Genomic DNA, 20,576 nt, shown 5'->3' with positions numbered 1-20,576 from the left:
AGAGGGATGACCCTAATGCTTAAGATGCCTTCACGCTACAGCCATTTCGTCTATGGCGTTATCCAGGCCGGATTAACCTGTGCCATCGCTGCCGCCATCGCAAGCATTCCATTTGCAGAAAAAGGCTTGTTCTTTCAGCAATGGCTAAGGTCCTGGAGCATTTCCTGGCTGACCATGTTACCGGTTGTTTTGTTGGCGGCTCCGTTGATTCGACGTATGGTGGAGCGAATGACAATCAATTCTTAACATCACGGTTTCATAAAGAATGGGATATCAAAGTACAACCAAGGAGTGATCTGATGCTGCAATCCCGTGTAGGCCAACGCGTTCCCAATGTCGCTTTCCGCGTGCGTGAAGACAACGAGTGGAAGACCATCACCACCGGCGAGCTGTTCAGCGGCAAGACCGTGGTCGTGTTCTCGCTGCCGGGCGCCTTCACGCCGACGTGCTCGTCCACCCACCTGCCGCGCTACAACGAACTGGCACCGGTGTTCGCCAAAAACGGTGTCGACGACATCCTGTGCGTGTCGGTCAACGACACCTTCGTGATGAACGAGTGGGCCAAGGACCAGGAATCCGAAAACATCACCATGATCCCCGACGGCAACGGTGAATTCACCGAAGGCATGGGCATGCTGGTGGACAAGGCTGACCTGGGCTTCGGCAAGCGCAGCTGGCGCTATTCCATGCTGGTCAAGGACGGCGTGGTGCAGAAGATGTTCATCGAGCCGGAAGAGCCGGGCGACCCGTTCAAGGTGTCCGACGCCGACACCATGCTGGCCCATATCGCCCCGGATGCGCGCAAGCCTGACCAGGTGGTGGTGTTCTCCAAGGTCGGCTGCTCGTTCTGCGCCAAGGCCAAGCAACTGCTGGACGACAACGGCTACGACTACATCGACGTGCCGCTGGACAACAAGGTGCGCGGCAAGGTGCTGGGCGCCGTGTCGGGCGAGATGACGGCACCGCAGGTCTTCATCAACGGCAAGCTGGTCGGCGGCGCCGAGGCGCTGCAGCAGTACCTGGCCAGGTAAGTCACCCGATCCCCGTCGAATTCCGCACCGCGCGGATCCGGCAGTTGCCGGACCCGATGGCACCGCCTTGCCCTCCGCTTCGTGCGCGAGGGACATGGCGGTGCCATCCAGCCCGCTGATTGGCAGCCGCTTTGACACCATAAAAACAGAGGAACCGTACGCCATGACTACCATCCAGACCGACGTCGCCGTGATCGGCGCGGGCACCGCCGGCCTTGCCGCCTACCGCGCCGCGATTGCCGCCGGCAAGCGCGCCGTGATCATCGAAGGCGGCCCGTACGGGACCACCTGCGCCCGCGTGGGCTGCATGCCGTCCAAGCTGCTGATCGCCGCCGCCGAGGCCGCGCACGAGCTGCGCCACACCGCGCCGTTCGGCGTGCATGTCGACGGCCAGGTCCGCATCGACGGCCGCGAGGTGATGGCCCGCGTGCGCAGCGAACGCGACCGCTTCGTCGGCTTCGTGGTGCGCGGCGTGGAGAACATCCCGGAAGCGGACCGCATCCGCGGCTACGCCCGCTTTATCGACAACACCACGCTGGAAGTGGACGGCCAGATCACCGTGCGCGCCAGCCGCGTGGTCATTGCCACCGGCTCCACGCCGACGCTGCCGGCGCCGTTCAAGGCCTTCGGCGACCGCCTGATCGTCAATGACGACGTGTTCGCGTGGGAAGAGCTGCCCGGCAGCGTGGTGGTGTTCGGCCCGGGCGTGATCGGGCTGGAACTGGGCCAGGCGCTGTCGCGGCTGGGCGTGCGGGTGCGCGTGTTCGGCGTCAGCGGCTCGCTGGGCCCGCTGACCGATCCGGTGATCCGCGCCTATGCGGCCAGTACCTTCAATGACGAGTTCTACCTCGACCCCCATGCCAGGGTGAGCGAAATGGGGCGCGATGGCGACCAGGTGGTGGTGTCCTATCTCGACCGCGAATGCCGCAGCGTGACCGAGCGCTTCGACTACGCGCTCGCCGCCACCGGCCGCGCGCCCAATGTTCGCGGCCTGGGCCTGGAGAACACCGGCCTGGCACTGGACGAGCGCGGCGTGCCACTGTTCGATGCGCAGACGCTCCAGTGCGGCAATGCCCCGGTATTCATTGCCGGCGATGCCAACAACATCCTGCCGCTGCTGCACGAGGCCGCGGACGAGGGCAAGGCCGCCGGCGAGAACGCCGCCAGCTATCCGCAGGTGAAGCCGCTGGCGCGCCGGGCGCCGCTCGCGGTGGTGTTCTCCGATCCACAGATCGCCATGGTCGGCCAGCGTTATGCCGACCTGGCCGAAGGCCACTTCGTCACTGGCAGAGTCAGATTCGAAGACCAGGGCCGCAGCCGCGTGATGCTGAAGAACCGCGGCCTGATGCACGTCTATGCCGACAAGGCCAGCGGGCGCTTCCTGGGGGCTGAATGGACCGGCCCGCGTGCCGAGAACATCGCCCACCTGCTGGCGTGGTCGTACCAGCAGGGCCTGACCGTTGGGCAGATGCTGGCGATGCCGTTCTACCACCCGGTGGTGGAAGAGGGCCTGCGCACGGCGCTGCGCGATGCGGCGGCACAGCTGAGGGGCTGAGGCTGCGCCGTGTTTGTAAGACAGGTCTGTCTGACACCGGCGCAGAACCGCCTGATCTCCGCGCAGCTAACGACGTCTTAGGGAAACTTTCTATTGAGTCTCCCGGGGAACGAACGTAACGATTTTCTGTCAATCGTAATCGTTAAGTTACAATGCTGTACCGCAGCACGGCCGGTTAGCCCAGAAAATGGCGTCCCCGGCCCCTGCCGCCACGCCCCCGACCATGCGATTGTTGTTCCTGCTGCTGACTGCCATGTGCCTGTCGCTGCTCTCCTCTGGAGCAGTGGCGGACGCGCGCGCGCCGCGCCAGGCGCAGGCCAGCGTGGACCTCGCGGACATGGCGGCGCTGCAGTCGGTGGACGACCTCGGCCGGGTCATCGTACCGGGCGACGACGGCCTGCATGACGACGATATCTGCGATGACCCGCCGCCCGGGTACTGCAATATCTGGTCGGCCGACCTGCTCGATCCGCTCGACCTGCTCGACGAGATCGAGGAATCCGGTGCCCTGTTTGCCCTGCCGCCGGTGAAGGTGCTGTTGCCCAGTGGCGACGTCGCGCAATCTCCCCCCGGCCGCGCCGATCCGCCGCCTTCGGCCTTCTTCCGGCCACCGATTTCCCTCTCCTGAGCGCCGGGCGTTCGCACGCCTTGCCGCTCGCTCCCGCACGCACGCGCTGCGCTCGCAGTGGCCGTGCCGCGGGCCGCGCCCCCTTGCCTGATATCGCCAGCCTGCCCGCTGCCTTGCCGCGCGGGTAAGCCGCTGCCGTTTTCCGTCCTGCCGTGACTTGTGCGCGCCGGGGCGCGCGGCGGCATGGCGCAGGCGTCGTATTGCTTGCATTCCGGACTCATGACAACAATCAAGCTGACCCTGATCGCGTCGCTTTCGCTGCTCGCGCTCGCCGCCCCGGCCCACGCCGGCGCGCAAGGCGCATCGGCCGCGAAAGCCGCGGGTACCGCACCCGCTGCCCCAGCCACTGCGCCCCTCTCCAGGCCTGCCCCCGCCACCCTGCCCACGCCGGGCGCCGAGCTTCTGGCCGCCACGCCAGTGCCCAAGGCCGCTTCGGCCCGCCCCGCCGGCCAGACCGGCCCCGCCTACTCGCTGCCCCAGCTGCTCGACATGGCGCAGTCCACCAACCAGGGCGTGGTGGCCGCCGAGGCGGGTGTCGATGCCGCCGCCGCCGCCATCAGCAGCGCGCGCGCCTATCCCAACCCGCAGGTGGAAGTGATGTACGGCCGGCTGTCGGGGAAACAGCCTGGTGTGACCAGCGGCAATGCCCCCAGCTACGCCGTCGTGCAGAAGCTGGACTACCCGCACCAGCGCAGCCTGCGCGAGGCCATGGCGACCCGCGGCCTGGAGTCCTCGCAGGCAGTGCGGCAGGGTTTCCGTGCCGACCTGGCTGCACGCGTCAAGACTTCCTACTACAACGTGCTGCGCCGCGAGAGCGAGCTGCACGCCGCCGAGGAAGACCTGGCGATGATGCGCCAGATCCACTCGCGGGCGCGCCTGCGCGTGGAGGTGGGCGAAGCGCCGCGCTATGAGCTGATCAAGGCCGAGACCGAACTACTGACCTCGCAGAAGAGCCAGCAGACCGCCGAGCTGCGCGTCAACCAGGCCAAGGCCGCACTGCGCCAGCAGGTGGGCGGCGCCATGCCTGGCCAGTTTTCGCTGGCCGGCACGCTGGGCCAGTCGCCCGATGTGCCGCCGCTGCCGGTGCTGCGCGACACCATGACCGCCAGCAATGCCGAACTGGTCCAGCGCCGCACGGAACTGGAACGCGCCCGCCTGGGCGTCGATTACCAGCGCTCGCTGCGCTGGCCGGAAGTGGCGGTGCGCGCCAGCACCGACCGCCAGCCTGACAACAACGTCTCGCAGATCGGCCTGGTCATGACGATCCCGCTGTGGGACCGCCGCAGCGGCCCGGTGGGCGAGGCCACGGCCCAGGCCACCCAGGCGCGCAGCACGCTGGAAGCGCGCGAGTTCGAACTCACGCAAGAGCTGGAATCCGCCTTCCGCCAGTACGAGATCACGCAGGCGCAGGTGACCGCGCTGGAGTCGGGCATCGTGCGCGAGGCCGAGTCGGCGCTGGGCGTGGCCGAGGCCGCCTACCGCTTTGGCGAGCGCGGCATCCTCGACTACATCGATGCCCAGCGCGTGCTGCGCGGCGCGCGCAACGAGCTGATCGCCGCCCAGTACGAGCTGCAGGTGGCCGCCATCCAGATCGAAAAGCTCATGTCGACCGCCCCGGGCGCCACCGCCGCGCCGGGCCTGCAGCCGACCTCCACCATCGAACAGAAATAACCATGCGTCCCAATTTCCTGCTTTCGCTGACGGCCGCGGCCGTCCTGACGTTCAGCCTGGCGGCCTGCTCCGACAAACCTGAACCCGTTGCCGAAGCGCCCAGGCTGCCACCCGGCGTGATCCAGCCGGAAGGCAACCTGCAGAAGTCGCTGAAGGTGGCGCCGGTGAACACCTCCCCGTTCAGCGAGATGCTGCGCGTGGCCGGCCGCATCGACTTCGACGAGCAGCGCGTGTCGCGCATCGGCGCCAGCGTGACGGGCCGCGTGACCGACCTGTACGCCACCCTGGGTCAGGAAGTGAAGGCTGGCCAGGTGCTGGCGCGCCTGCACAGCAGCGAGCTGGGCGCCGCCCAGATGGCCTTCCTGAAGAGCGAGGCGCAGCACGATCTGCAGGTGCGCAACGCCGAGCGCGCGCGCCAGCTGTTTGCCGCCGACGTGATCGGCCGCGGCGAACTGCAGCGCCGCGAGAGCGAACTCGCCATCGCCTCGGCCGAGATGCGCGCCTACCGCGACCAGCTGCGCGTGCTGGGCATGTCGCAGGCCTCCATCGCCGAGCTGGCGAAGAACGGCAGCATCAACTCGCACTCGCCGGTGCATTCCAGCATCAGCGGCACCGTGGTCGAGCGCAACGTGGCGCAAGGGCAAGTGGTGCAGCCGGCCGACGCACTCTACACCGTGGCCGACCTTTCGCGCGTATGGGTGGTGGCCGAGGTGCCCGAGCAGCAGGCCGCGCAGGTGGCCGAAGGGCAGAGCGTCGAAATCGAGGTGCCGTCGCTGGGCAACGGCGCCGGCCGCGAGACCATCACCGGCAAGCTGATCTACGTCGGCCGCACGGTCAATCCGCAGTCGCGCACGGTGCTGGTCCGCACCGAGCTGGAGAACCGCGAAGGGCGACTCAAGCCCGCCATGCTGGCCAGCATGCTGATCGCCGGCAAGCCGGTCGACCAGCTGGTCATCCCGGCTTCCGCGGTGGTGCGTGATGGCAACGACGAGCTGGTCTATGTCGAGATGCCCGGCAACAAGTTCCGCCTGACCAAGGTCAAGCTGGGCGCCGAGAGCGACGGCATGCGCGTGGTGCAGAACGGCGTCAAGGCCGGCGACCGCATCGTGGTCGATGGCGCCTTCCACCTGGACAACGAGCGCAAGCGCATCGAACAAGGGTAATCGACCATGATGAAATCCCTAGTCGAAGCCGCCATCAAGCAGCGGCTGGTGGTGTGCGTGATTGCCGTGGTGCTGTTTTTCTTCGGCCTGAACGCTGCCACCAAGCTGTCGGTGGACGCCTTCCCCGACGTTACCAACGTGCAGGTGCAAATTGCCACGGAAGCCGCGGGCCGCTCGCCCGAGGAAGTCGAGCGCTTTGTCACCGTGCCGGTGGAAATGGCGATGACAGGCCTGCCCGGCCTGGAAGAAATGCGCTCGCTGAACAAGGCGGGCCTGTCGCTGATCACGCTGGTGTTCACCGATGCCACTGACGTGTATTTCGCACGCCAGCTGGTGCTGGAACGCCTGATCGAAGTGGGCGGACGCATGCCGGAAGGCGTGGCGCCGGTGCTGGGCCCGGTCTCGACCGGCCTGGGCGAGGTCTACCAGTACACGCTGGACCGCGCCGACGACGGCGACCGCGAGCTGACCCAGGAAGAGCTGGCCGAGCGCCGCATCGCCCAGGACTGGGTGGTGCGCCCGCTGCTGCGCTCGATCCCGGGCGTGGCCGAGATCAACTCGCAGGGCGGTTACGTGCGCCAGTACCAGGCACTGGTCAACCCGGAGCGCATGCGCCACTACGAGATCTCGATCCAGCAGGTCTACCAGGCGCTGGCGCGCAACAACGCCAACTCCGGCGGCGGCGTGCTGCCGCATTACGCCGAGCAGTACCTGATCCGCGGCGTCGGCCTGGCCAAGGGCGTGGACGACCTCGGCAGCATCGTGCTCAAGGAGGTCAACGGCACGCCGGTGTACCTGCGCGACGTGGCCAATGTCACCATCGGGCATGAGGTGCGGCAGGGCGCGCTGGTCAAGAACGGCCAGACCGAGGCGGTCGGCGGCATCGTCATGATGATGCGCGGCGGCAATGCCAAGGAAGTGGTCAGCCGCGTGAAGGAACGCGTGGCCGAGATCAACGAGCGCGGCATGCTGCCCGGCAAGCTGCAGATCGTGCCGTACTACGACCGCAGCGAACTGGTCGACTCCGCGCTGTGGACGGTGACCAAGGTGCTGCTCGAAGGCGTGGTGCTGGTGGTGATCGTGCTGTTCCTGTTCCTGGGCGATGTGCGCTCGTCGGTGATCGTGCTGGCCACGCTGGTGCTGACGCCATTACTGACCTTCATTGTGATGAACGAGGTCGGCCTGTCGGCCAACCTGATGTCGCTGGGGGGGTTGGCAATCGCCATCGGCCTGATGGTCGATGGCTCGGTGGTGGTGGTCGAGAACGCGTTCGAGCGATTAGGACACAAGGAGCCGGGCCTGACCAAGACCGAGATCTTGGTCAAGGCCGTGCAGGAAGTGGCCACGCCGGTGATCGTGGGCGTGGGCATCATCATCCTGGTGTTCCTGCCGCTGATGACGCTGTCGGGCATGGAAGGCAAGATGTTCGCGCCGCTGGCGTTCACCATCTCGATCGCGCTGGCGATCTCGCTGTTCCTGTCGCTGACGCTGTCGCCGGTGCTGTCGTCTTACCTGCTCAAGGGCGGTGCCGAGCATGACACGCACGTGATCGCGTTCATGAAGCGCCACTACCTGCGCATGCTGCACTGGGCGCTGGGCAACAGCCGCAAGACCATCATCGGCGCGGTGGCGGCCTTCGTCGCCACGCTGGCGATCGTGCCGCTGCTCGGTACCTCGTTCATCCCGGAGATGAAGGAAGGCTCGATCGTGCCTGCGATCGACCGCGTGCCGAACATCTCGCTGGAAGAGTCGGTCAAGCTCGAGAAGGAAGCCAACAAGCTGGTGCTGGGCGTGCCGGGCGTGAAGTCGGTGGTGTCCGGCGTGGGCCGCGGCGAAAGCCCGGCAGACCCGCAGGGCCAGAACGAATCGACCCCGATCGCCAGCCTGAAGGACCGCGACGAGTGGCCCGACGGCTGGACCCAGGACGATATCGCCAACGCCATCCGCGAGAAGCTCAAGGCCATCCCCGGCGTGCAGATCGTGATGGCGCAGCCGATCTCGGACCGCGTCGACGAGATGGTCAGCGGCGTGCGTTCGGACGTGGCGGTGAAGGTGTTCGGCGACGACCTGGACAAGCTGCGCGAGCTGGCGGGCGAGATTTCGCGCGTGGCCGGCGGCATCCAGGGATCGCAGGATATCCGTATCGAGCGGGTCTCGGGGCAGCAGTACCTGTCGATCGAGATCGACCGCCAGGCGATTGCGCGCTATGGGCTGAACGTGTCGGACATCCATGACGTGATCGAGATCGCGATCGGCGGCAAGCGTGCCACGGATATCTTCGAGGGCGAACGCCGCTTCGCCGCGGCCGTGCGCCTGCCGGAAGAGTTCCGCAGCAACGTGCAGGCGATCCGCCAGCTGCTGGTCTCGACGCCCAACGGCACGCAGGTGCCGCTGCAGAGCGTGGCAAAGATCGAGGTCAATGACGGCCCCGCGCAGATCAGCCGCGAAATGGCCAAGCGCCGCGTGGTGGTGATGATCAACGTGAAGGACCGCGACCTCGGCGGCTTTGTGGCTGAGCTGCAGCAGGCGGCCGGTGCCAAGGTCAAGCTGCCGGAGGGCTACTACCTCGAGTGGGGTGGCCAGTTCCAGAACATGGAACGCGCCATGGGCCACCTGAAGATCATCGTGCCGGTGACCATCGCCGCGATCTTCTTCCTGCTGTTCCTGCTGTTCAACTCGGTGCGCTTTGCCACGCTGATCATCACGGTGCTGCCGTTTGCATCGATCGGCGGCATCATCGGGCTGTTCGTCACCGGCGAGTACCTGTCGGTGCCGGCCTCGGTGGGCTTTATCGCGCTGTGGGGCATGGCGGTCCTGAACGGGGTGGTGCTGGTGTCGTATATCCGCACGCTGCGCGATTCGGGTTTGTCGCTCGATGAAGCGGTGGTGCAGGGGGCGACGCAGCGGTTCCGGCCGGTGATGATGACGGCGACCATTGCGATGCTGGGCCTGGTGCCGTTCCTGTTCTCGACGGGGCCCGGCTCGGAGGTGCAGCGGCCGCTGGCGGTGGTGGTGATCGGCGGGCTGATAACGTCGACGCTGCTGACGCTGGTGATGGTGCCTACGCTGTATCGCTGGTTTGATGATCGGAAGCCGGATCCGACCAGGGATGTGCCGGTGTAAGGCTGGCCCGTTTGAAGATACCGCTTGTTTGCTCCCCTCTCACGCTTGCGGGAGAGGGGGCACGTCAGTGGCTATTCAGAGCCCGTGGCGGTTGCCATCAGTCTGAAAACCGACGCCCCATGTCCTGCATGGGGCGTTTTTTTATCTGCGAATTGAGCCGGGGCGGGCTGCCTCAGTAGCCGTAGTACGGAGCTTCCTGGTAATAGCCGGAAGGCTGCGGCCCGCACGGGACATAGGCGCGGTCGTACTCGCGGTAGCAGTAGCCCGGAGGGGCGGCCGGCGGGGCGTACGAGACCGGTGCCGGGGCGTATGTGACCGGAGGCGGCGCCACGGCAACAGGGGCGGCGACCACCGGCGCCGAGGCAAGGGCCGCGCCGAAGGCCAGCCCGACCAGGGCGCCGACTGCGAGCACCGCTCCGGCATTCGACCCGCCGCCGTGGTGGTGGCGGCCGCGTGCGGATGCGGGGCCGGCCGCCGCCATGGCTACGCACAGGGCAACCGCGGAGACGATTCGGATGGAGGGGCGCATGTCGAACTCCTTGTTATGCAGCTTTGTGTGAATGAATGATGCACGCAAAGCGGCAGCCAAGGTGTTTCGCGACGGCGCCCGACTTGTTAGGTTTGTAACGGCTGCTTTTAACCGGACCCCGCGGGCCGGGCCGCACTCATGCGGCGCTCCTTGCGGATTCGGCCGCCGGCGGCGGGAAGTTAAGGCCCACGGCGATGCGGTTCCATGCCCGGATCGCGCTGACCGCGCAGGGTAAGGCTTTGCTTGCCAGATGCCGGGAACGGGTGCTGGCCGATGAGGCCCGCCTTGCGGCAGGCCTTTCGGCGCAGGAGGAGTAGGTGATCCGCCGCTGGCTGGTGGCGCTGGCGGAAGGAGCGGGCGGGACGGAAGCATGACGCGTCGCGGACCGCCCGGGATCATCAGCCCGCCGCCAGTGACTGCTGCGGGGCGTTCCCGAACGGCGGCGGCATGTTCTCCAGCCGCAGCGACTGCGGCACCGACAGCGAAATGCCTGCGGCGCGCAGCCGCTTGAGGATCTCGAACAGCAGGTCGCTGCGCGTGTTGGCCGCGATGCGCGGGCTGCCGACGTAGCCGGTCACCGACAGCGTGATGCCGTTGGGTGCAAGCTGGCTGAACATGACCGAAGGCGCGGGCACGTCCAGGATGGTCTCGTTCTTGTGGAAGACGTCGAGCAGCAGGTCGCGCAAGTGTTCGGGGTCGGTGTTCAGCGGGAAGGTCAGCTGCAGCGACGCCACGCCCTGCGTGCTGTTGCTCATGGTCACGTTGCGCAGGTTCTGCGAGATCAGCTGCGAGTTGGGCACGATCACGGTGGAGCGGTCCCCCAGCTGGATCTCGGTGGCGCGCACGTTGATGCGGCGGATATCGCCCTCGACGCCGGCGATGCTGACCATGTCGCCGACCTTGACCGGGCGCTCGGTCAGCAGGATCAGGCCCGAGACGAAGTTCTTGACGATCTCCTGCAGGCCGAAGCCGATACCCACCGACAGCGCGCTGACGATCCACGCCAGGTTGTCCCAGCGCACGCCCAGCAGCGACAGCACCAGCAGCACCAGCAGCACGTAGCCGACATTGCTGTACAGCGTGATCAGCGAGGCGCGCAGGCCCGGCTCCTTGCAGACCTTGGGCAGCAGTTCCCCATCGAGCCAGCGCCGCACCGAGCGCAGCAGCCAGATGCCGACGCCCAGCGCGACCAGCGCGTTCAGGATGCGGTCGGGCATGATGTTGAGGCTGCGCAGCTTCTCGCCGCCCAGCACCATCACCAGGCTGTTGAGCAGGTCCGCCGGCGTGGTGCCGAAGCCGCCGGTCAGCAGCGCCAGCACCGCCACCAGCAGCAACACGCTGGCGCCGATGCCCGAGAGGATGGTCGAGGCCTGCTCCAGGTGCGCATCGTCGACGCCGAACAGTTGCTTGATGACGCGGCCCGTGGCGTAGTTGGTGGAGAGCAGGCTTTCGCAGACGTCGCGCGTGACCTGCGTCAGCAGGTACAGGCTGCACAGCACGATGTCGAACCAGACCAGCTCGTAGGTCATGAAGCGGGCAAAGCTGATATAGCCGGCCAGCAGCGCCACCATCGACACCAGCACGATGACCGACACGCCGGCGTGGATCATGCCCGCCAGCGTGGCGCGTGCCTCGGGCCGCTCGCCCGCGGCGGCCAGCACGTTGCGCACGCGGTTGGCGCGCAGCAGCGCCGCGCCGATGGTCAGCACCACCACCAGCGACACCAGTCCACGCCCCAGCAGCGTGACCTGCACGCTGGTGTCGGCGATCCGGTTGAGCTGTTCGAGCGTGCCGGCCAGCAGCAACAGCCCCGCCAGCACGGCGGGGAAGGGCTTCATCGCGAGCGCGACCGGATCGGCCATCGCCGGCAGCCGCCACGACGGATGGCGCGTGCACAGCAGCGCGCGGCCCAGGCCCGCGATCAGCGCGCTGGTCAGCGTCAGCTTGACCAGCTGGGCGTACAGCGCCATCAGGTCCGGCGGCAGTTCATACTGGCGCGTGAAGGCGTTGTAGACCAGCTGCACCGCCAGCCCGGTGGTGGCAACGGTCGCCAGCGTGGTTGCCAGTGCCAGCGCGCTGCGCCGCAGGCGTGTCTCGGGCAGCCTGGTCAGGCAGAACCACGCCAGCGCGCGCTCGGCCAGGCGCCGGCCGAGCGTCCAGACCGCGAGCGCCAACAGCAGCAAGGCGATGGTGGCCGCGCGCTGCGATGGCTGCCAGGCCAGTTGCACCATCGGCACCACCTGGTCGTGGAAGGTGTCCATGCGCGCGCGGTCTTCCGGCGACCGGCTGAACAGCGGCTGCCAGAACTGCGGGTTGAGGATGCTCTCCGAGCGCAGCGCGAGCTGGTCTTTCAGGTGGCTGCGCTGCAGCCGCCCGAACTGCTCGCTCAGGTTGGCAATGTTCTCCTTACTTTCCGCGGCCTGCTTGAGCTGCGCGTCCAGCTGCATCCGGCGCGCATTCAGCTCGGCGCGCTGGCGGACCACGGCGGGCGCTTCCTTGGTGGTGCCGTCCGCAGGCGGCGGACCGAGCACATCGAGCTGTGCCTGCAGCTGCGCACGCTGGGGCGTCAGCGCCGCGGTCAGCTTGTCGATGTCGGCGTCGAGCTTGTGCAGCGCATTGTCGAGGTCGTCCAGCTTGGTGTTGCCGTCCGGATCGGAGGCCTCTTGCTTGATGCGGTCCTGTTCGGTCTGCAGGCGCTTGAGGTCGGCGGCGGCTTCGCCGTGCGTGATCGCGGGCGGCTGCTGCGCCTCGGCCTCGGAGGCGGTCTTGTCTGCGAGAGGTGCAGCAGCGGCGGCCGGCAGCGTGGCCGGCATCAGGTGGCATAGCGCAGCGAGCGCAAGGCCCAGTGCGAGCCGTGAAGCTTTGCTCATGGCGGAATCTCGTCGGATGGTGACGGCTTCCGGCTGGTCCGGCATCGGCAAGGGATCGCGCTGGCAAGGCGGTGTGTGCGGGGGCTGCGCAGCGCAGCGGCGATCGGGATGCGGGTACTGCCGGGACACCGGCGATGAACACGGGAAGGGCGGGCCACTCGCTGGCTCGCCGCTTCGGCGAAATCTGGTCAGGGCACGAAGCGCGGCGGGCTGCGCCGCAGGCCGGGATGCGTGGCACGAGGTGTGCTGACCGAGGGCGGCAGGGCCGGTGGATCCAGGCTCGCCGCAGCCCGGGAATTATACGAAAGCGTTCAGATCACACGGCCTTGTGGTGCGGCGCATGGTGCACCGCGCGCGAAAATTTTAGCGGGATCGTGCGAGTTGGGGACAGCCCGGGGCAGCCGGCCGGCACCATTGCCGCGATCGCATTACCATCTCGCTTTGCGGGCCACAGGCGGCCCATCGTTATCACAAGGAGACGGCATGGCAGTTCCGTCGCGCACGGAAAAGGCACAGCTCGGCGGCGAGGCCGGGCAGATCGAAATGCTGGTCGACCGTCCCGGGGGCGCGCCGCGCGGCATTGCGGTGGTGGGGCATCCACATCCGCTGCTGGGCGGGTCGGCCACGCACAAGGTGCCGCACCAGCTGGCCAAGACGCTGGTCGCGCGCGGCTTCCTCACCGTGCGGCCGAATTTCCGGGGCGTCGAAGGCTCGGCGGGCGAGCATGACCAGGGCCGCGGCGAGGCGCAGGACATGCTTGCCGTCGTCGCCCACCTGCGCGAAACCCATCCGGGCCTGCCGCTGGCGCTGGCAGGCTTCTCCTTCGGGGCCTTTGTGATCGCGCACGTGGCCGCCACGCTGGCGGCGCAGGGTGTGCCGATCCGGCACCTGGTGCTGGCCGGTACGCCGTATGGCACGGTCAAGGGCCATCGCAGCTATGACACGCCAGCCGTACCTGCCGACTGCCTGCTCGTGCATGGCGAGCAGGACGAGCGCGCGGGACTCGGCGCGCTGTTCGATTGGGCCCGGCCGCAGGACCTGCCGGTGGTGGTGGTCCCAGGCGCGGATCACTTCTTTACCGGCAAGTTGTCGCTGCTGGTCCGCATCGTCGGGCAGTACCTGGACCGCCCCGAAGGCGCCACGGCGTAGCGCGCAGGCCTGCGCGTTGTTGCGCGCGCGTCGCCGCTGCTGTGTAAAAATTTCGATTCGCGACGCGTCCTCGACCCCGGCAGCGGGCCCCAGGCACGGCATGGTTGATGCTACCGATACTAGGCAATGACGTCAGATCGGAGGCGATCCATGAAAGACTATCCACCGTCCGAAATCACGGAAACGTGGCGACACCGGGGCTACGGTGAACCTGGCGACACCCGCCGGCGCGGCGGCAACCCGGGCGGCTCGCCGTTCGGTTACGGGCAGGCGCGCTATGGCGCGGAGGGCAGCGAAGGCCCGGATGACAGCTACCGGCCCGAGCGGGCCGCGCCGTGGGCATCGCGCCGCTTGCCCAAGAACTACCAGCGCTCCGACGCCAGCATCCGCGACGACCTCTGCGAGCGCCTGGCACACGCCGACGACAATGTCTCGGACGTGACCGTCGAGGTGGGCTCGGGCGTCGTCACGCTGGCCGGCACCGTGGCCGACCGCAACGTCAAGTTCAGGATCGAGGAAATGGCCGAGGCTGTGCTCGGCGTCACCGGGGTCCACAACAATATCCAGGTGGCACGGGGCAAGGACGACGGAACTGGCCGCGAACAAGGCGCCAGCCAGGACCGGCAGGGCCGCGAGCGGTCCGTTGGCCAGCCGGCCGGCCAATGGCAGGAGGTCGGCGAGCTCGCGGGCAATGTGCTGTATATCGTCCAGGCCCGCGACGGGCGCTTCCTCGGTTCTGAATCGGGCGAGGCCGTGCTGGTGCCGTTGATCGCCCAGGCCGGGCTCTTCGACGATCCCGACGAAGCCCGCGCGGCGGCTGCCGAGCATTGCGCCCGCGGCTACCGGCTGCTGGCCACGCGCCGCTAAGGCAAGGCCAGGAGGCAAGGCCAAGGCATCCAGCGTGCTGGGCGCCGGACTTCAGGCGTTCGGCACGGCCGGCGCGCCGCCGATCGGATCGGGATGGATCTGCATCACGGCGGCGCGCTTGTCCAGCAGGTGCTGGCGCAGGATGGCCGCCAGCCGCTTGCCGTCGCGCGCTTCCAGGGCGCGGATCATTTCCTCATGGTCGTGCACGGCGCGGTCCCACTTGTCGGTCTGGTGGTTGGAGCGGAAGCGCATCGCCTTGAGCCGCCGGTTCAGGCTCAGGTAAGTCTGCCGCAGCATCTGGTTGCGCGCGGCTTCATTGATGCGGTCGTGGATTTCCTGGTTGCGGCTGTAGTAGCCGGGCAGGTCGTTCTGCGCGCGGCAGGCCAGCATCGCATAGTGCAGCGCCTTGATCTCGGCCAGCTCCTGCGGCGTGATGCGCTCGCACGCCAGTTCGCCGGCGAAGGCCTCGAGGCCGCTCATCAGTTCGAAGGTTTCCCACGCCTCGGCCTCGCTCATCCGTGACACGCTCGCGCCGCGGTTGGGCGAGATCTCGATCAGCCCTTCGGCGGCCAGCACCTTCAGCGCCTCGCGCAGCGGCGTGCGCGAGATGCCCAGCGTCTCGCACAGCTCGCGCTCGTTGAGCTTCATGCCCGGCGCCAATACGCCCTCGACGATGAAGTTGCGCAGATGGTCGACCACGGTGTCGTGCAGCCGCTGGCGCATGACTTTGGGCAGGACCAGGGCACCGGCCGCGGCATCCTCGCTGTCGGAATTTTGCATGCAATGTCCTTTTATTGGCGTCCATCGCATTCTAATGCATTGCCGTGAGAGTGCAGCCGGCGTTGCGAATCCCGTGTGAATACGCGGGTAAACGCCAAGGCTGCGCCCGCCAGATTCCACCTGCTGTTCCGGTTTGCTCTGTTAAAGTATTTTGAATGCAAAATTCAAATTCAAATAGGGAGGCAGCGCACCCACTATCCAGCTCGATTTCCATCGAGGCCAACCAGAACGGCTACTGGCCCTAAACGCCCAATACCAACCTGCTGTACGGCCTGTCCGAGGCGCTCGACATCGATCTCGCAGCGGAGGGGGGCGCCGAAGTGCTGGTCCACGGCCACTGCCATCAGAAGTCCTTCGACGCCTTCACACCGGTGCAGACCGTGCTCGGCTGGATCCCCGGGCTCAAGGTATCGACGGTGAAGTCGTCATGCTGCGGCATGGCCGGCAGCTTCGGCTGCGAGGCCGAGCATTGCGCCGCGTCCCAGGCCATGGCCGAGCTGTCCCTGCTGCCGGCAGTGCGCAAGCGTGCGCCCGGTGCTATCGTGGTGGCCGACGACACCAGTTGCCGCCACCAGATCCACGATGGCGCGGACACCGAAGCGGTCCACGTCGCACGCGTGCTCGCCGCGGCCTTGCATAAGCGGGCCGGCCGGGCCAGGAGTGAATATGCATGAAACCAGGGGTTTGAAACCGCCGCCGGCGGCGGTTGTGGGCCATGCCTTGTCGGCGCTCGCCACGCCCGCGCTGCTGATCGATCTCGATGCGTTCGAGGCCAACCTGGCGCGCATGTCGGAACTGGCGGCAAACGCAAGCGTGGCGCTGCGCCCGCATGCGAAGGCGCACAAATCGGTGGCCATCGCCGAGCGGCAGGTGGCTGCGGGCGCGGTGGGCATCTGCTGCCAGAAGCTGTCCGAGGCTTACCCGTTTGCCGCCGCCGGCATTGGCAGCATCCACCTGAGCAACGAGTTTATCGGCCCCGACAAGGCCGCGATGGCGGCCGAGCTGGCCGCGCATACGCGGCTGTCGGTCTGCGTCGACGATGTGCGGCAGGTGCGCGAGATCGGCGCCGCCGCGGCGCGCGCCGGGGTGCGCATCGACGTATTGCCGGAAGTCGATGTGGGGCAGGGCCGCTGCGGTGTTGCCAGCACCGACGAACTGCTGGCGCTGGTGGAGGCCATCGACGCCCAGAAGTCGTTGCGCTTCGGCGGCCTGCAGGGTTATCACGGCGGTGTGCAGCATATCGAAGCGTGGGGCCAGCGGGGCGAGGCGGCGCAGCGCGCGGCGCAGGCCACCGCGGCCTATGTGCGCGAGCTCGAGACGCGCGGCCTGCGCTGCCCGGTGGTAACCGGCGGCGGCACCGGTACCGCGGAGTTCGACCTGGCCAGCGGCGTTTATACGGAGATCCAGCCGGGTTCATACCTGTTTCTCGACGGCCACTACGGCGCCATCGAATGGCACGGCGCGCTGCAGCCGCTCCATTCGCTGTTCGTCGCCGCGACGGTGATGAGTGCCGCGCGACCGGGCGTGGCGGTCTGCGATGTCGGGCTCAAGTCGGTGGCGGTCGATTCCGGCCTGCCGCACGTGTGGCCGCGCGACGCCGACGGGGCCCTCACCTATGCCGCGGCCAACGACGAGCACGGGGTGCTGCAAATCAGCGAGATCGAAAGCAAGACCCTGCTCGGCGAGAAGCTGTGGCTGGTGCCGGGCCATTGCGACCCGACCGTCAACCTACACGACGCCTATGTCTGCGTGCGCGGCGAGCGCATCGAGGCCGTGTGGGCGATCGAGGCGCGCGGGCTGAGCCGCTGACGCGCCGCGGCCCGGGCCGCAATGCGGCCGCCTTCACCACGCCGTTACCGGGCATCGCTGCCATCAAGCAGTGAATTCAGCGGCATGGCGCTTCACGAACTCATGCATGCTCGTCGGCGTCTTGCCGGTGAGCTTGATGAGGTCGTCAGTCATACGGTCGTACCGCCCCTGCGCATGAAGCTCCGCCATCACGGCAAGGTGATTGACCAGGTGTACCGGCACGCCCGCCTCCCGCAGCTTGTCAGCCCACGCCGCGACCGGTACATCGCGATAGTGGATCGTCCTGCCGAGCGCCTCGGAAAAGACGCGCGCGTAATGCTCCAGGTCGGCCGACTCAGGTCCGGTCAGGTTATAGATATTGCCGATGTGTGGCGCCGGGTTGTCGAGGATCCCGGCAACGGCGTGCGCCACATCGACAGCCGAGACCGGTGAAGTCCTGCTGCTGCTCAGCGGCAACGCCAGTTCGTCGCGTTCCCGTACGCCGGCGGCGGCGAGACGCAGGAAGAAGCCTTCAAGGAAGACCGTAGGCCGCACCGTGACGACCGGCAGCCCGGACCATGCCAGGGCCTGCTCGGCAAGCCAGTGCAGCTTGTGTTGCGGGCTGTCGGTGGTTTGCGTGATGCTCATCTGCGTGACCGTCATCTGCGACATATTCACGAAGGCTTCAACGCCGTGGTGGCGCGCAACCGCGGCGGTGTTGATCGTGGCTTCCAGATAAGCCGCCGACACCGACATGCCAAAGTAGATGCGCGAAACACCTTCGATGGCGCGATGCATCGAGTCGAGGTCGGTCAGGTCGCCCTGCACGACCTCGGCGCCGATGCGACGCAGATCTTCAGCGCGTTCATCTTCCTGGCGCACCAGGGCGCGTACCTTGTGCCCCTTGTCGAGCAGCATGGCGGTGACGTTGCGGCCGATGGCGCCGATCGCGCCGGCGGCTCCGGTTACGAGGATAGGGCGGTCATGTGTGGAGGTCATTGTCTTCGTCTCGGGTATTCAGATAAGGAAATGTCGGGCGGCACCGATGCTCAGGCAACGGTGGTGCGCAGATCGTCCGGGCCTGGTTCCGCGCTTGACTTGGGATGCGCTGCGCGTTCGTGAACGTGCGCGGTGGGCGTGCGATCGATCAACAGGCTCAGCAATTCCGGCCGGCTGTAGTGGCCGCGCGAGTCCATCATCTGCTTGCGCCTGTCGATTAGCGTGAAGTCGAGGTCGGCGATGACCTCGCCTTCACCAGCGCGCAGCGGTTCGCCCAGCAAGGTGCCATCGGGTGCCACGATCGCGGTGAAGCATCCGCCGGAGATCGGACCGATGGCGCAGCCGGTGTCCTTCATGATCTGCGCCTGCTGGTCGGCGTCCAGCCAGGCCGTGGCATTGACGACGAAGCACGCCGACTCCAGCGCATGCTGCCGGATGTTGATTTCCGTCTGTTGGGCGAACAGGTCGCCGAAGATCGAGCCCGGATACATGGCCGAATGGATCTGTTCGCCGTCGGCCATCATCGCGTAGCGCGCCAGCGGGTTGTAGTGCTCCCAGCATGCCAGCTGGCCAATGCGGCCGACCTTGCTGTCGACGGCGCGCAGGCCCGAGCCGTCGCCCTGGCCCCAGATCATGCGCTCGTGATAGGTGGGAGAGATCTTGCGGCGCCGCTGGATCAGCGTGCCATCGGCATCGAAGAGCAGTTGCGTGTTGTACAGGGTGCCGCCGTCACGCTCGTTGACGCCGATGGACACCACCACGCCCGCCTGCCGGGCGGCTTCGCCGATCGCATCGGTGGCGGGCGACGGCACCGTCACGGCCTGGTCCATGAGCTTGCGCTGCTCGGGCCCCGCGATGTTCTGCAGGGGACTTTGCACGAAGGAAAAGTACGGGTAGTAGGGCACCACGGTCTCGGGGAAGGTGGCGAACTGCACGCCCTGCCGGCCAAGCTCGTGGATCTTGCGCACGACCTTGTCGACGGTTGCTTCCCGGCTGTAGAGGACGGGGCTCATTTGCACTGCTGCGGCTTTGACGACTTTCATTGCGATCTCCGTTTCTGCGGGGGAGGGGACTTGAAGTCCCGGCATTCACACGCCGATGATGTTGCATATGCAACATCATCGGCAAAAAAATTCAATTCATCCGGCGCGGCAGCTCTTTCGCGATCCCCATGATCGCGCTGGCGCCGTCCTCGCCCAAAACCTTCCTGGCTTTCGCTTGCGCGGCCGACCATGCGGATGCAGCGCTGCGCAGCAATGCTTTGCCTTCCGCCGTCACCGAAAGCGGGCGAATGCGACCATCCTCGGCGGGGGATTCTTCGGCAAGCCACCCTTGCGCGATCAGCGGCTGCAAATTCCTGGTCAGCGTCGAACGCTCGTGATGGTTCCTGCGCCCGAGGTCTGCCCGGCTGATCGGACCAAGCTCCATGACGAGCACGAGCAACGTGAACTGGGGAGCGTTAATGCCGAACGGCCGCAGCTCCTGGTCATAGATCGCGGTCAGGACCCTGGAAATCTGCCGTGTGCGCGTAAGCAGGCAGTTCCGCGTGATCTCGCCGGTCACATCGCGAGCCGCTTTGTGTTGAACGTCTGAAGTCATGCAGGAGAGTATGTTGCATATGCAACGAGTATGCAAGGAAAATCTATCCACGTCGTATCCGCCACCTGGTCGTGTTCAAAGCCCCAGGTGGCTGGCTATTCACGTGGTCCGTTGCGCGACGTGCGCTCGCCTTGCTTCCCGTACATGCCTGGCGGGTAGATGGGATAACGCAGCGCCGCGAACACGAGCACGACGGCGCCAATTGCAGTGATCCAGTCGAGAAGGTCCATAACCCTCCTTGCGCGCGATATCAGGCATGGCTTGCTTTGCACCATAGCCTTGGCGGAGGGATGCTATCGCCGGGAGGCGCCGCGACCAACGAAGGTTTGCGGATATCGATATGTCGATGATCCGCACCCTGGCCGGCGCCTTATTCCTTGCGAGCGGGACGGCTACCCTCCGCCAGGGTGCCCGCTCTTTTCCAATTGTGTATTGGGGAGGCTTGCTTTTTCTTTTTCATCAGCCACGCCTTGGTCGGCGCGGTCTGCAAGCTTTCCGTTTTCGGCAGCAATGGCCGGGTCACTGAAATCAACCCGCTCGGTAATTGCGCCTTGCTTGTCGTGTATATAAAGAAGCACACGCCTTTCCACGGCGAGCGCGGTTGCAACCGCTATCGCCTGGGTCAATTCCAGATCGACTTCCAGGCGGCCTTCGCCTTCGGCAGCTACTGCCCACCGCTTTCCGTCGTAAACAACATGAAGATTGCTGTTCTGAGCTTCCATAAATGGTCCCTGGAGAACTTGTGGAAATCTGTCAGTGGCTCTTCAGGTAATTCTAAGCGGCCCAAAGGGCGGGGGGATAGCGTGGATCGAGGCGGAATGGTC

18 protein-coding genes and 1 pseudogene are annotated in these 20,576 nt (G+C 66.7%); 11 read left to right on the top strand and 8 right to left on the bottom strand.

From position 1 onward, the window contains the following. Positions 1 to 15: 15 nt before the first annotated feature. The 7 genes from ABNX08_RS29010 (at position 16) to ABNX08_RS28980 (ending at position 9,171) form a co-directional block, all read left to right on the top strand. Complete coding sequence (locus ABNX08_RS29010; protein ID WP_349607831.1) at positions 16 to 246, top strand: DUF2798 domain-containing protein; 231 nt, start codon at positions 16 to 18, stop codon at positions 244 to 246. A 53-nt stretch (positions 247 to 299) separates the two neighbouring features. Next, positions 300 to 1,031 (top strand): glutathione peroxidase, encoded by a 732-nt coding sequence (locus ABNX08_RS29005; RefSeq protein WP_022539163.1) that lies wholly within the window; start codon positions 300 to 302, stop codon positions 1,029 to 1,031. A 163-nt stretch (positions 1,032 to 1,194) separates the two neighbouring features. Further along, entirely contained in the window at positions 1,195 to 2,586 is a 1,392-nt protein-coding gene (locus tag ABNX08_RS29000) for a dihydrolipoyl dehydrogenase (RefSeq protein WP_041681826.1), read from the top strand. Positions 2,587 to 2,809: 223 nt separating this feature from the next. Further along, the gene (locus ABNX08_RS28995) at positions 2,810 to 3,214 is read left to right on the top strand and encodes a hypothetical protein (RefSeq protein WP_041681825.1); all 405 of its coding nucleotides are present in this window, start codon (positions 2,810 to 2,812) and stop codon (positions 3,212 to 3,214) included. A gap of 219 nt (positions 3,215 to 3,433) precedes the next feature. Continuing rightward, positions 3,434 to 4,885, top strand: a complete 1,452-nt coding sequence (locus tag ABNX08_RS28990) for a TolC family protein (protein WP_022539160.1) — start codon at positions 3,434 to 3,436, stop codon at positions 4,883 to 4,885. 2 nt (positions 4,886 to 4,887) lie between these two features. Continuing rightward, positions 4,888 to 6,048: an efflux RND transporter periplasmic adaptor subunit gene (locus ABNX08_RS28985; RefSeq protein WP_022539159.1), complete on the top strand. Its 1,161-nt coding sequence runs from the start codon at positions 4,888 to 4,890 to the stop codon at positions 6,046 to 6,048. Between the two features lie 6 nt (positions 6,049 to 6,054). Next, positions 6,055 to 9,171 carry an efflux RND transporter permease subunit gene (locus ABNX08_RS28980; protein ID WP_022539158.1) on the top strand — a complete coding sequence of 1,039 codons (3,117 nt, stop codon included), beginning with the start codon at positions 6,055 to 6,057 and terminating at the stop codon, positions 9,169 to 9,171. A 172-nt stretch (positions 9,172 to 9,343) separates the two neighbouring features. Here ABNX08_RS28980 and ABNX08_RS28975 read toward each other — a convergent pair whose 3' ends face one another. Together ABNX08_RS28975 and ABNX08_RS28970 are read right to left on the bottom strand one after the other, a co-directional pair. Further along, on the bottom strand, positions 9,344 to 9,700 hold the full coding sequence (locus tag ABNX08_RS28975; protein WP_022539157.1) for a hypothetical protein: 357 nt from the start codon (positions 9,698 to 9,700) through the stop codon (positions 9,344 to 9,346). Positions 9,701 to 10,098: 398 nt separating this feature from the next. Further along, positions 10,099 to 12,570 (bottom strand): DUF3772 domain-containing protein, encoded by a 2,472-nt coding sequence (locus ABNX08_RS28970; protein WP_022539155.1) that lies wholly within the window; start codon positions 12,568 to 12,570, stop codon positions 10,099 to 10,101. A gap of 483 nt (positions 12,571 to 13,053) precedes the next feature. On the opposite strand from ABNX08_RS28970, the gene ABNX08_RS28965 reads away from it, so the two are divergent. Together ABNX08_RS28965 and ABNX08_RS28960 are read left to right on the top strand one after the other, a co-directional pair. Then, positions 13,054 to 13,719 carry an alpha/beta hydrolase gene (locus ABNX08_RS28965; protein WP_022539154.1) on the top strand — a complete coding sequence of 222 codons (666 nt, stop codon included), beginning with the start codon at positions 13,054 to 13,056 and terminating at the stop codon, positions 13,717 to 13,719. A 150-nt stretch (positions 13,720 to 13,869) separates the two neighbouring features. Continuing rightward, entirely contained in the window at positions 13,870 to 14,586 is a 717-nt protein-coding gene (locus ABNX08_RS28960; RefSeq protein WP_022539153.1) for a BON domain-containing protein, read from the top strand. 51 nt (positions 14,587 to 14,637) lie between these two features. Here ABNX08_RS28960 and ABNX08_RS28955 read toward each other — a convergent pair whose 3' ends face one another. Next, complete coding sequence (locus ABNX08_RS28955) at positions 14,638 to 15,366, bottom strand: GntR family transcriptional regulator (protein WP_349607836.1); 729 nt, start codon at positions 15,364 to 15,366, stop codon at positions 14,638 to 14,640. A gap of 320 nt (positions 15,367 to 15,686) precedes the next feature. On the opposite strand from ABNX08_RS28955, the pseudogene ABNX08_RS28950 reads away from it, so the two are divergent. Together ABNX08_RS28950 and ABNX08_RS28945 are read left to right on the top strand one after the other, a co-directional pair. Beyond that, a pseudogene (locus tag ABNX08_RS28950) lies at positions 15,687 to 16,040 on the top strand (hypothetical protein); the annotation flags it as partial. Next, positions 16,033 to 17,175, top strand: a complete 1,143-nt coding sequence (locus tag ABNX08_RS28945; protein WP_022539150.1) for a DSD1 family PLP-dependent enzyme — start codon at positions 16,033 to 16,035, stop codon at positions 17,173 to 17,175. The pseudogene ABNX08_RS28950 and the gene ABNX08_RS28945, both read left to right, overlap by 8 nt. Before the next feature lie 63 nt (positions 17,176 to 17,238). On the opposite strand, the gene ABNX08_RS28940 is transcribed toward ABNX08_RS28945, so the two are convergent. The 5 genes from ABNX08_RS28940 to ABNX08_RS28920 all read right to left on the bottom strand — a co-directional run bounded on the left by ABNX08_RS28940 (position 17,239) and on the right by ABNX08_RS28920 (position 20,474). Next, positions 17,239 to 18,153: an NAD(P)H-binding protein gene (locus ABNX08_RS28940; protein WP_022539149.1), complete on the bottom strand. Its 915-nt coding sequence runs from the start codon at positions 18,151 to 18,153 to the stop codon at positions 17,239 to 17,241. 50 nt (positions 18,154 to 18,203) lie between these two features. Then, positions 18,204 to 19,196 (bottom strand): nitrilase-related carbon-nitrogen hydrolase, encoded by a 993-nt coding sequence (locus ABNX08_RS28935; RefSeq protein WP_022539148.1) that lies wholly within the window; start codon positions 19,194 to 19,196, stop codon positions 18,204 to 18,206. A 91-nt stretch (positions 19,197 to 19,287) separates the two neighbouring features. Then, complete coding sequence (locus tag ABNX08_RS28930) at positions 19,288 to 19,716, bottom strand: MarR family transcriptional regulator (protein WP_041682170.1); 429 nt, start codon at positions 19,714 to 19,716, stop codon at positions 19,288 to 19,290. A 131-nt stretch (positions 19,717 to 19,847) separates the two neighbouring features. Beyond that, the gene (locus ABNX08_RS28925; protein ID WP_022539146.1) at positions 19,848 to 19,982 is read right to left on the bottom strand and encodes a hypothetical protein; all 135 of its coding nucleotides are present in this window, start codon (positions 19,980 to 19,982) and stop codon (positions 19,848 to 19,850) included. A 162-nt stretch (positions 19,983 to 20,144) separates the two neighbouring features. After that, a complete protein-coding gene (locus ABNX08_RS28920) occupies positions 20,145 to 20,474 on the bottom strand; it encodes a DUF2188 domain-containing protein (RefSeq protein ID WP_349607840.1) in 330 nt (109 codons plus the stop codon). Between the last annotated feature and the right edge of the window lie 102 nt (positions 20,475 to 20,576).

The organism is Cupriavidus sp. DF5525 (assembly GCF_040149425.2).
Classification (GTDB): Bacteria; Pseudomonadota; Gammaproteobacteria; order Burkholderiales; family Burkholderiaceae; genus Cupriavidus; species Cupriavidus pickettii_A.
This window is presented reverse-complemented; position numbering and strand designations above follow the sequence as displayed.

What these genes read in the sequence shown, in the direction of transcription:
- ABNX08_RS29010 (WP_349607831.1), top strand. Translation starts at nt 16, where the DNA reads ATGCTTAAGATGCCTTCACGCTACAGCCATTTCGTCTATGGCGTTATC.
- ABNX08_RS29005 (WP_022539163.1), top strand. Translation starts at nt 300, where the DNA reads ATGCTGCAATCCCGTGTAGGCCAACGCGTTCCCAATGTCGCTTTCCGC.
- ABNX08_RS29000 (WP_041681826.1), top strand. Translation starts at nt 1,195, where the DNA reads ATGACTACCATCCAGACCGACGTCGCCGTGATCGGCGCGGGCACCGCC.
- ABNX08_RS28995 (WP_041681825.1), top strand. Translation starts at nt 2,810, where the DNA reads ATGCGATTGTTGTTCCTGCTGCTGACTGCCATGTGCCTGTCGCTGCTC.
- ABNX08_RS28990 (WP_022539160.1), top strand. Translation starts at nt 3,434, where the DNA reads ATGACAACAATCAAGCTGACCCTGATCGCGTCGCTTTCGCTGCTCGCG.
- ABNX08_RS28985 (WP_022539159.1), top strand. Translation starts at nt 4,888, where the DNA reads ATGCGTCCCAATTTCCTGCTTTCGCTGACGGCCGCGGCCGTCCTGACG.
- ABNX08_RS28980 (WP_022539158.1), top strand. Translation starts at nt 6,055, where the DNA reads ATGATGAAATCCCTAGTCGAAGCCGCCATCAAGCAGCGGCTGGTGGTG.
- ABNX08_RS28975 (WP_022539157.1), bottom strand. Translation starts at nt 9,700, where the DNA reads ATGCGCCCCTCCATCCGAATCGTCTCCGCGGTTGCCCTGTGCGTAGCC.
- ABNX08_RS28970 (WP_022539155.1), bottom strand. Translation starts at nt 12,570, where the DNA reads ATGAGCAAAGCTTCACGGCTCGCACTGGGCCTTGCGCTCGCTGCGCTA.
- ABNX08_RS28965 (WP_022539154.1), top strand. Translation starts at nt 13,054, where the DNA reads ATGGCAGTTCCGTCGCGCACGGAAAAGGCACAGCTCGGCGGCGAGGCC.
- ABNX08_RS28960 (WP_022539153.1), top strand. Translation starts at nt 13,870, where the DNA reads ATGAAAGACTATCCACCGTCCGAAATCACGGAAACGTGGCGACACCGG.
- ABNX08_RS28955 (WP_349607836.1), bottom strand. Translation starts at nt 15,366, where the DNA reads ATGCAAAATTCCGACAGCGAGGATGCCGCGGCCGGTGCCCTGGTCCTG.
- ABNX08_RS28945 (WP_022539150.1), top strand. Translation starts at nt 16,033, where the DNA reads ATGCATGAAACCAGGGGTTTGAAACCGCCGCCGGCGGCGGTTGTGGGC.
- ABNX08_RS28940 (WP_022539149.1), bottom strand. Translation starts at nt 18,153, where the DNA reads ATGACCTCCACACATGACCGCCCTATCCTCGTAACCGGAGCCGCCGGC.
- ABNX08_RS28935 (WP_022539148.1), bottom strand. Translation starts at nt 19,196, where the DNA reads ATGAAAGTCGTCAAAGCCGCAGCAGTGCAAATGAGCCCCGTCCTCTAC.
- ABNX08_RS28925 (WP_022539146.1), bottom strand. Translation starts at nt 19,982, where the DNA reads ATGGACCTTCTCGACTGGATCACTGCAATTGGCGCCGTCGTGCTCGTG.
- ABNX08_RS28920 (WP_349607840.1), bottom strand. Translation starts at nt 20,474, where the DNA reads ATGGAAGCTCAGAACAGCAATCTTCATGTTGTTTACGACGGAAAGCGG.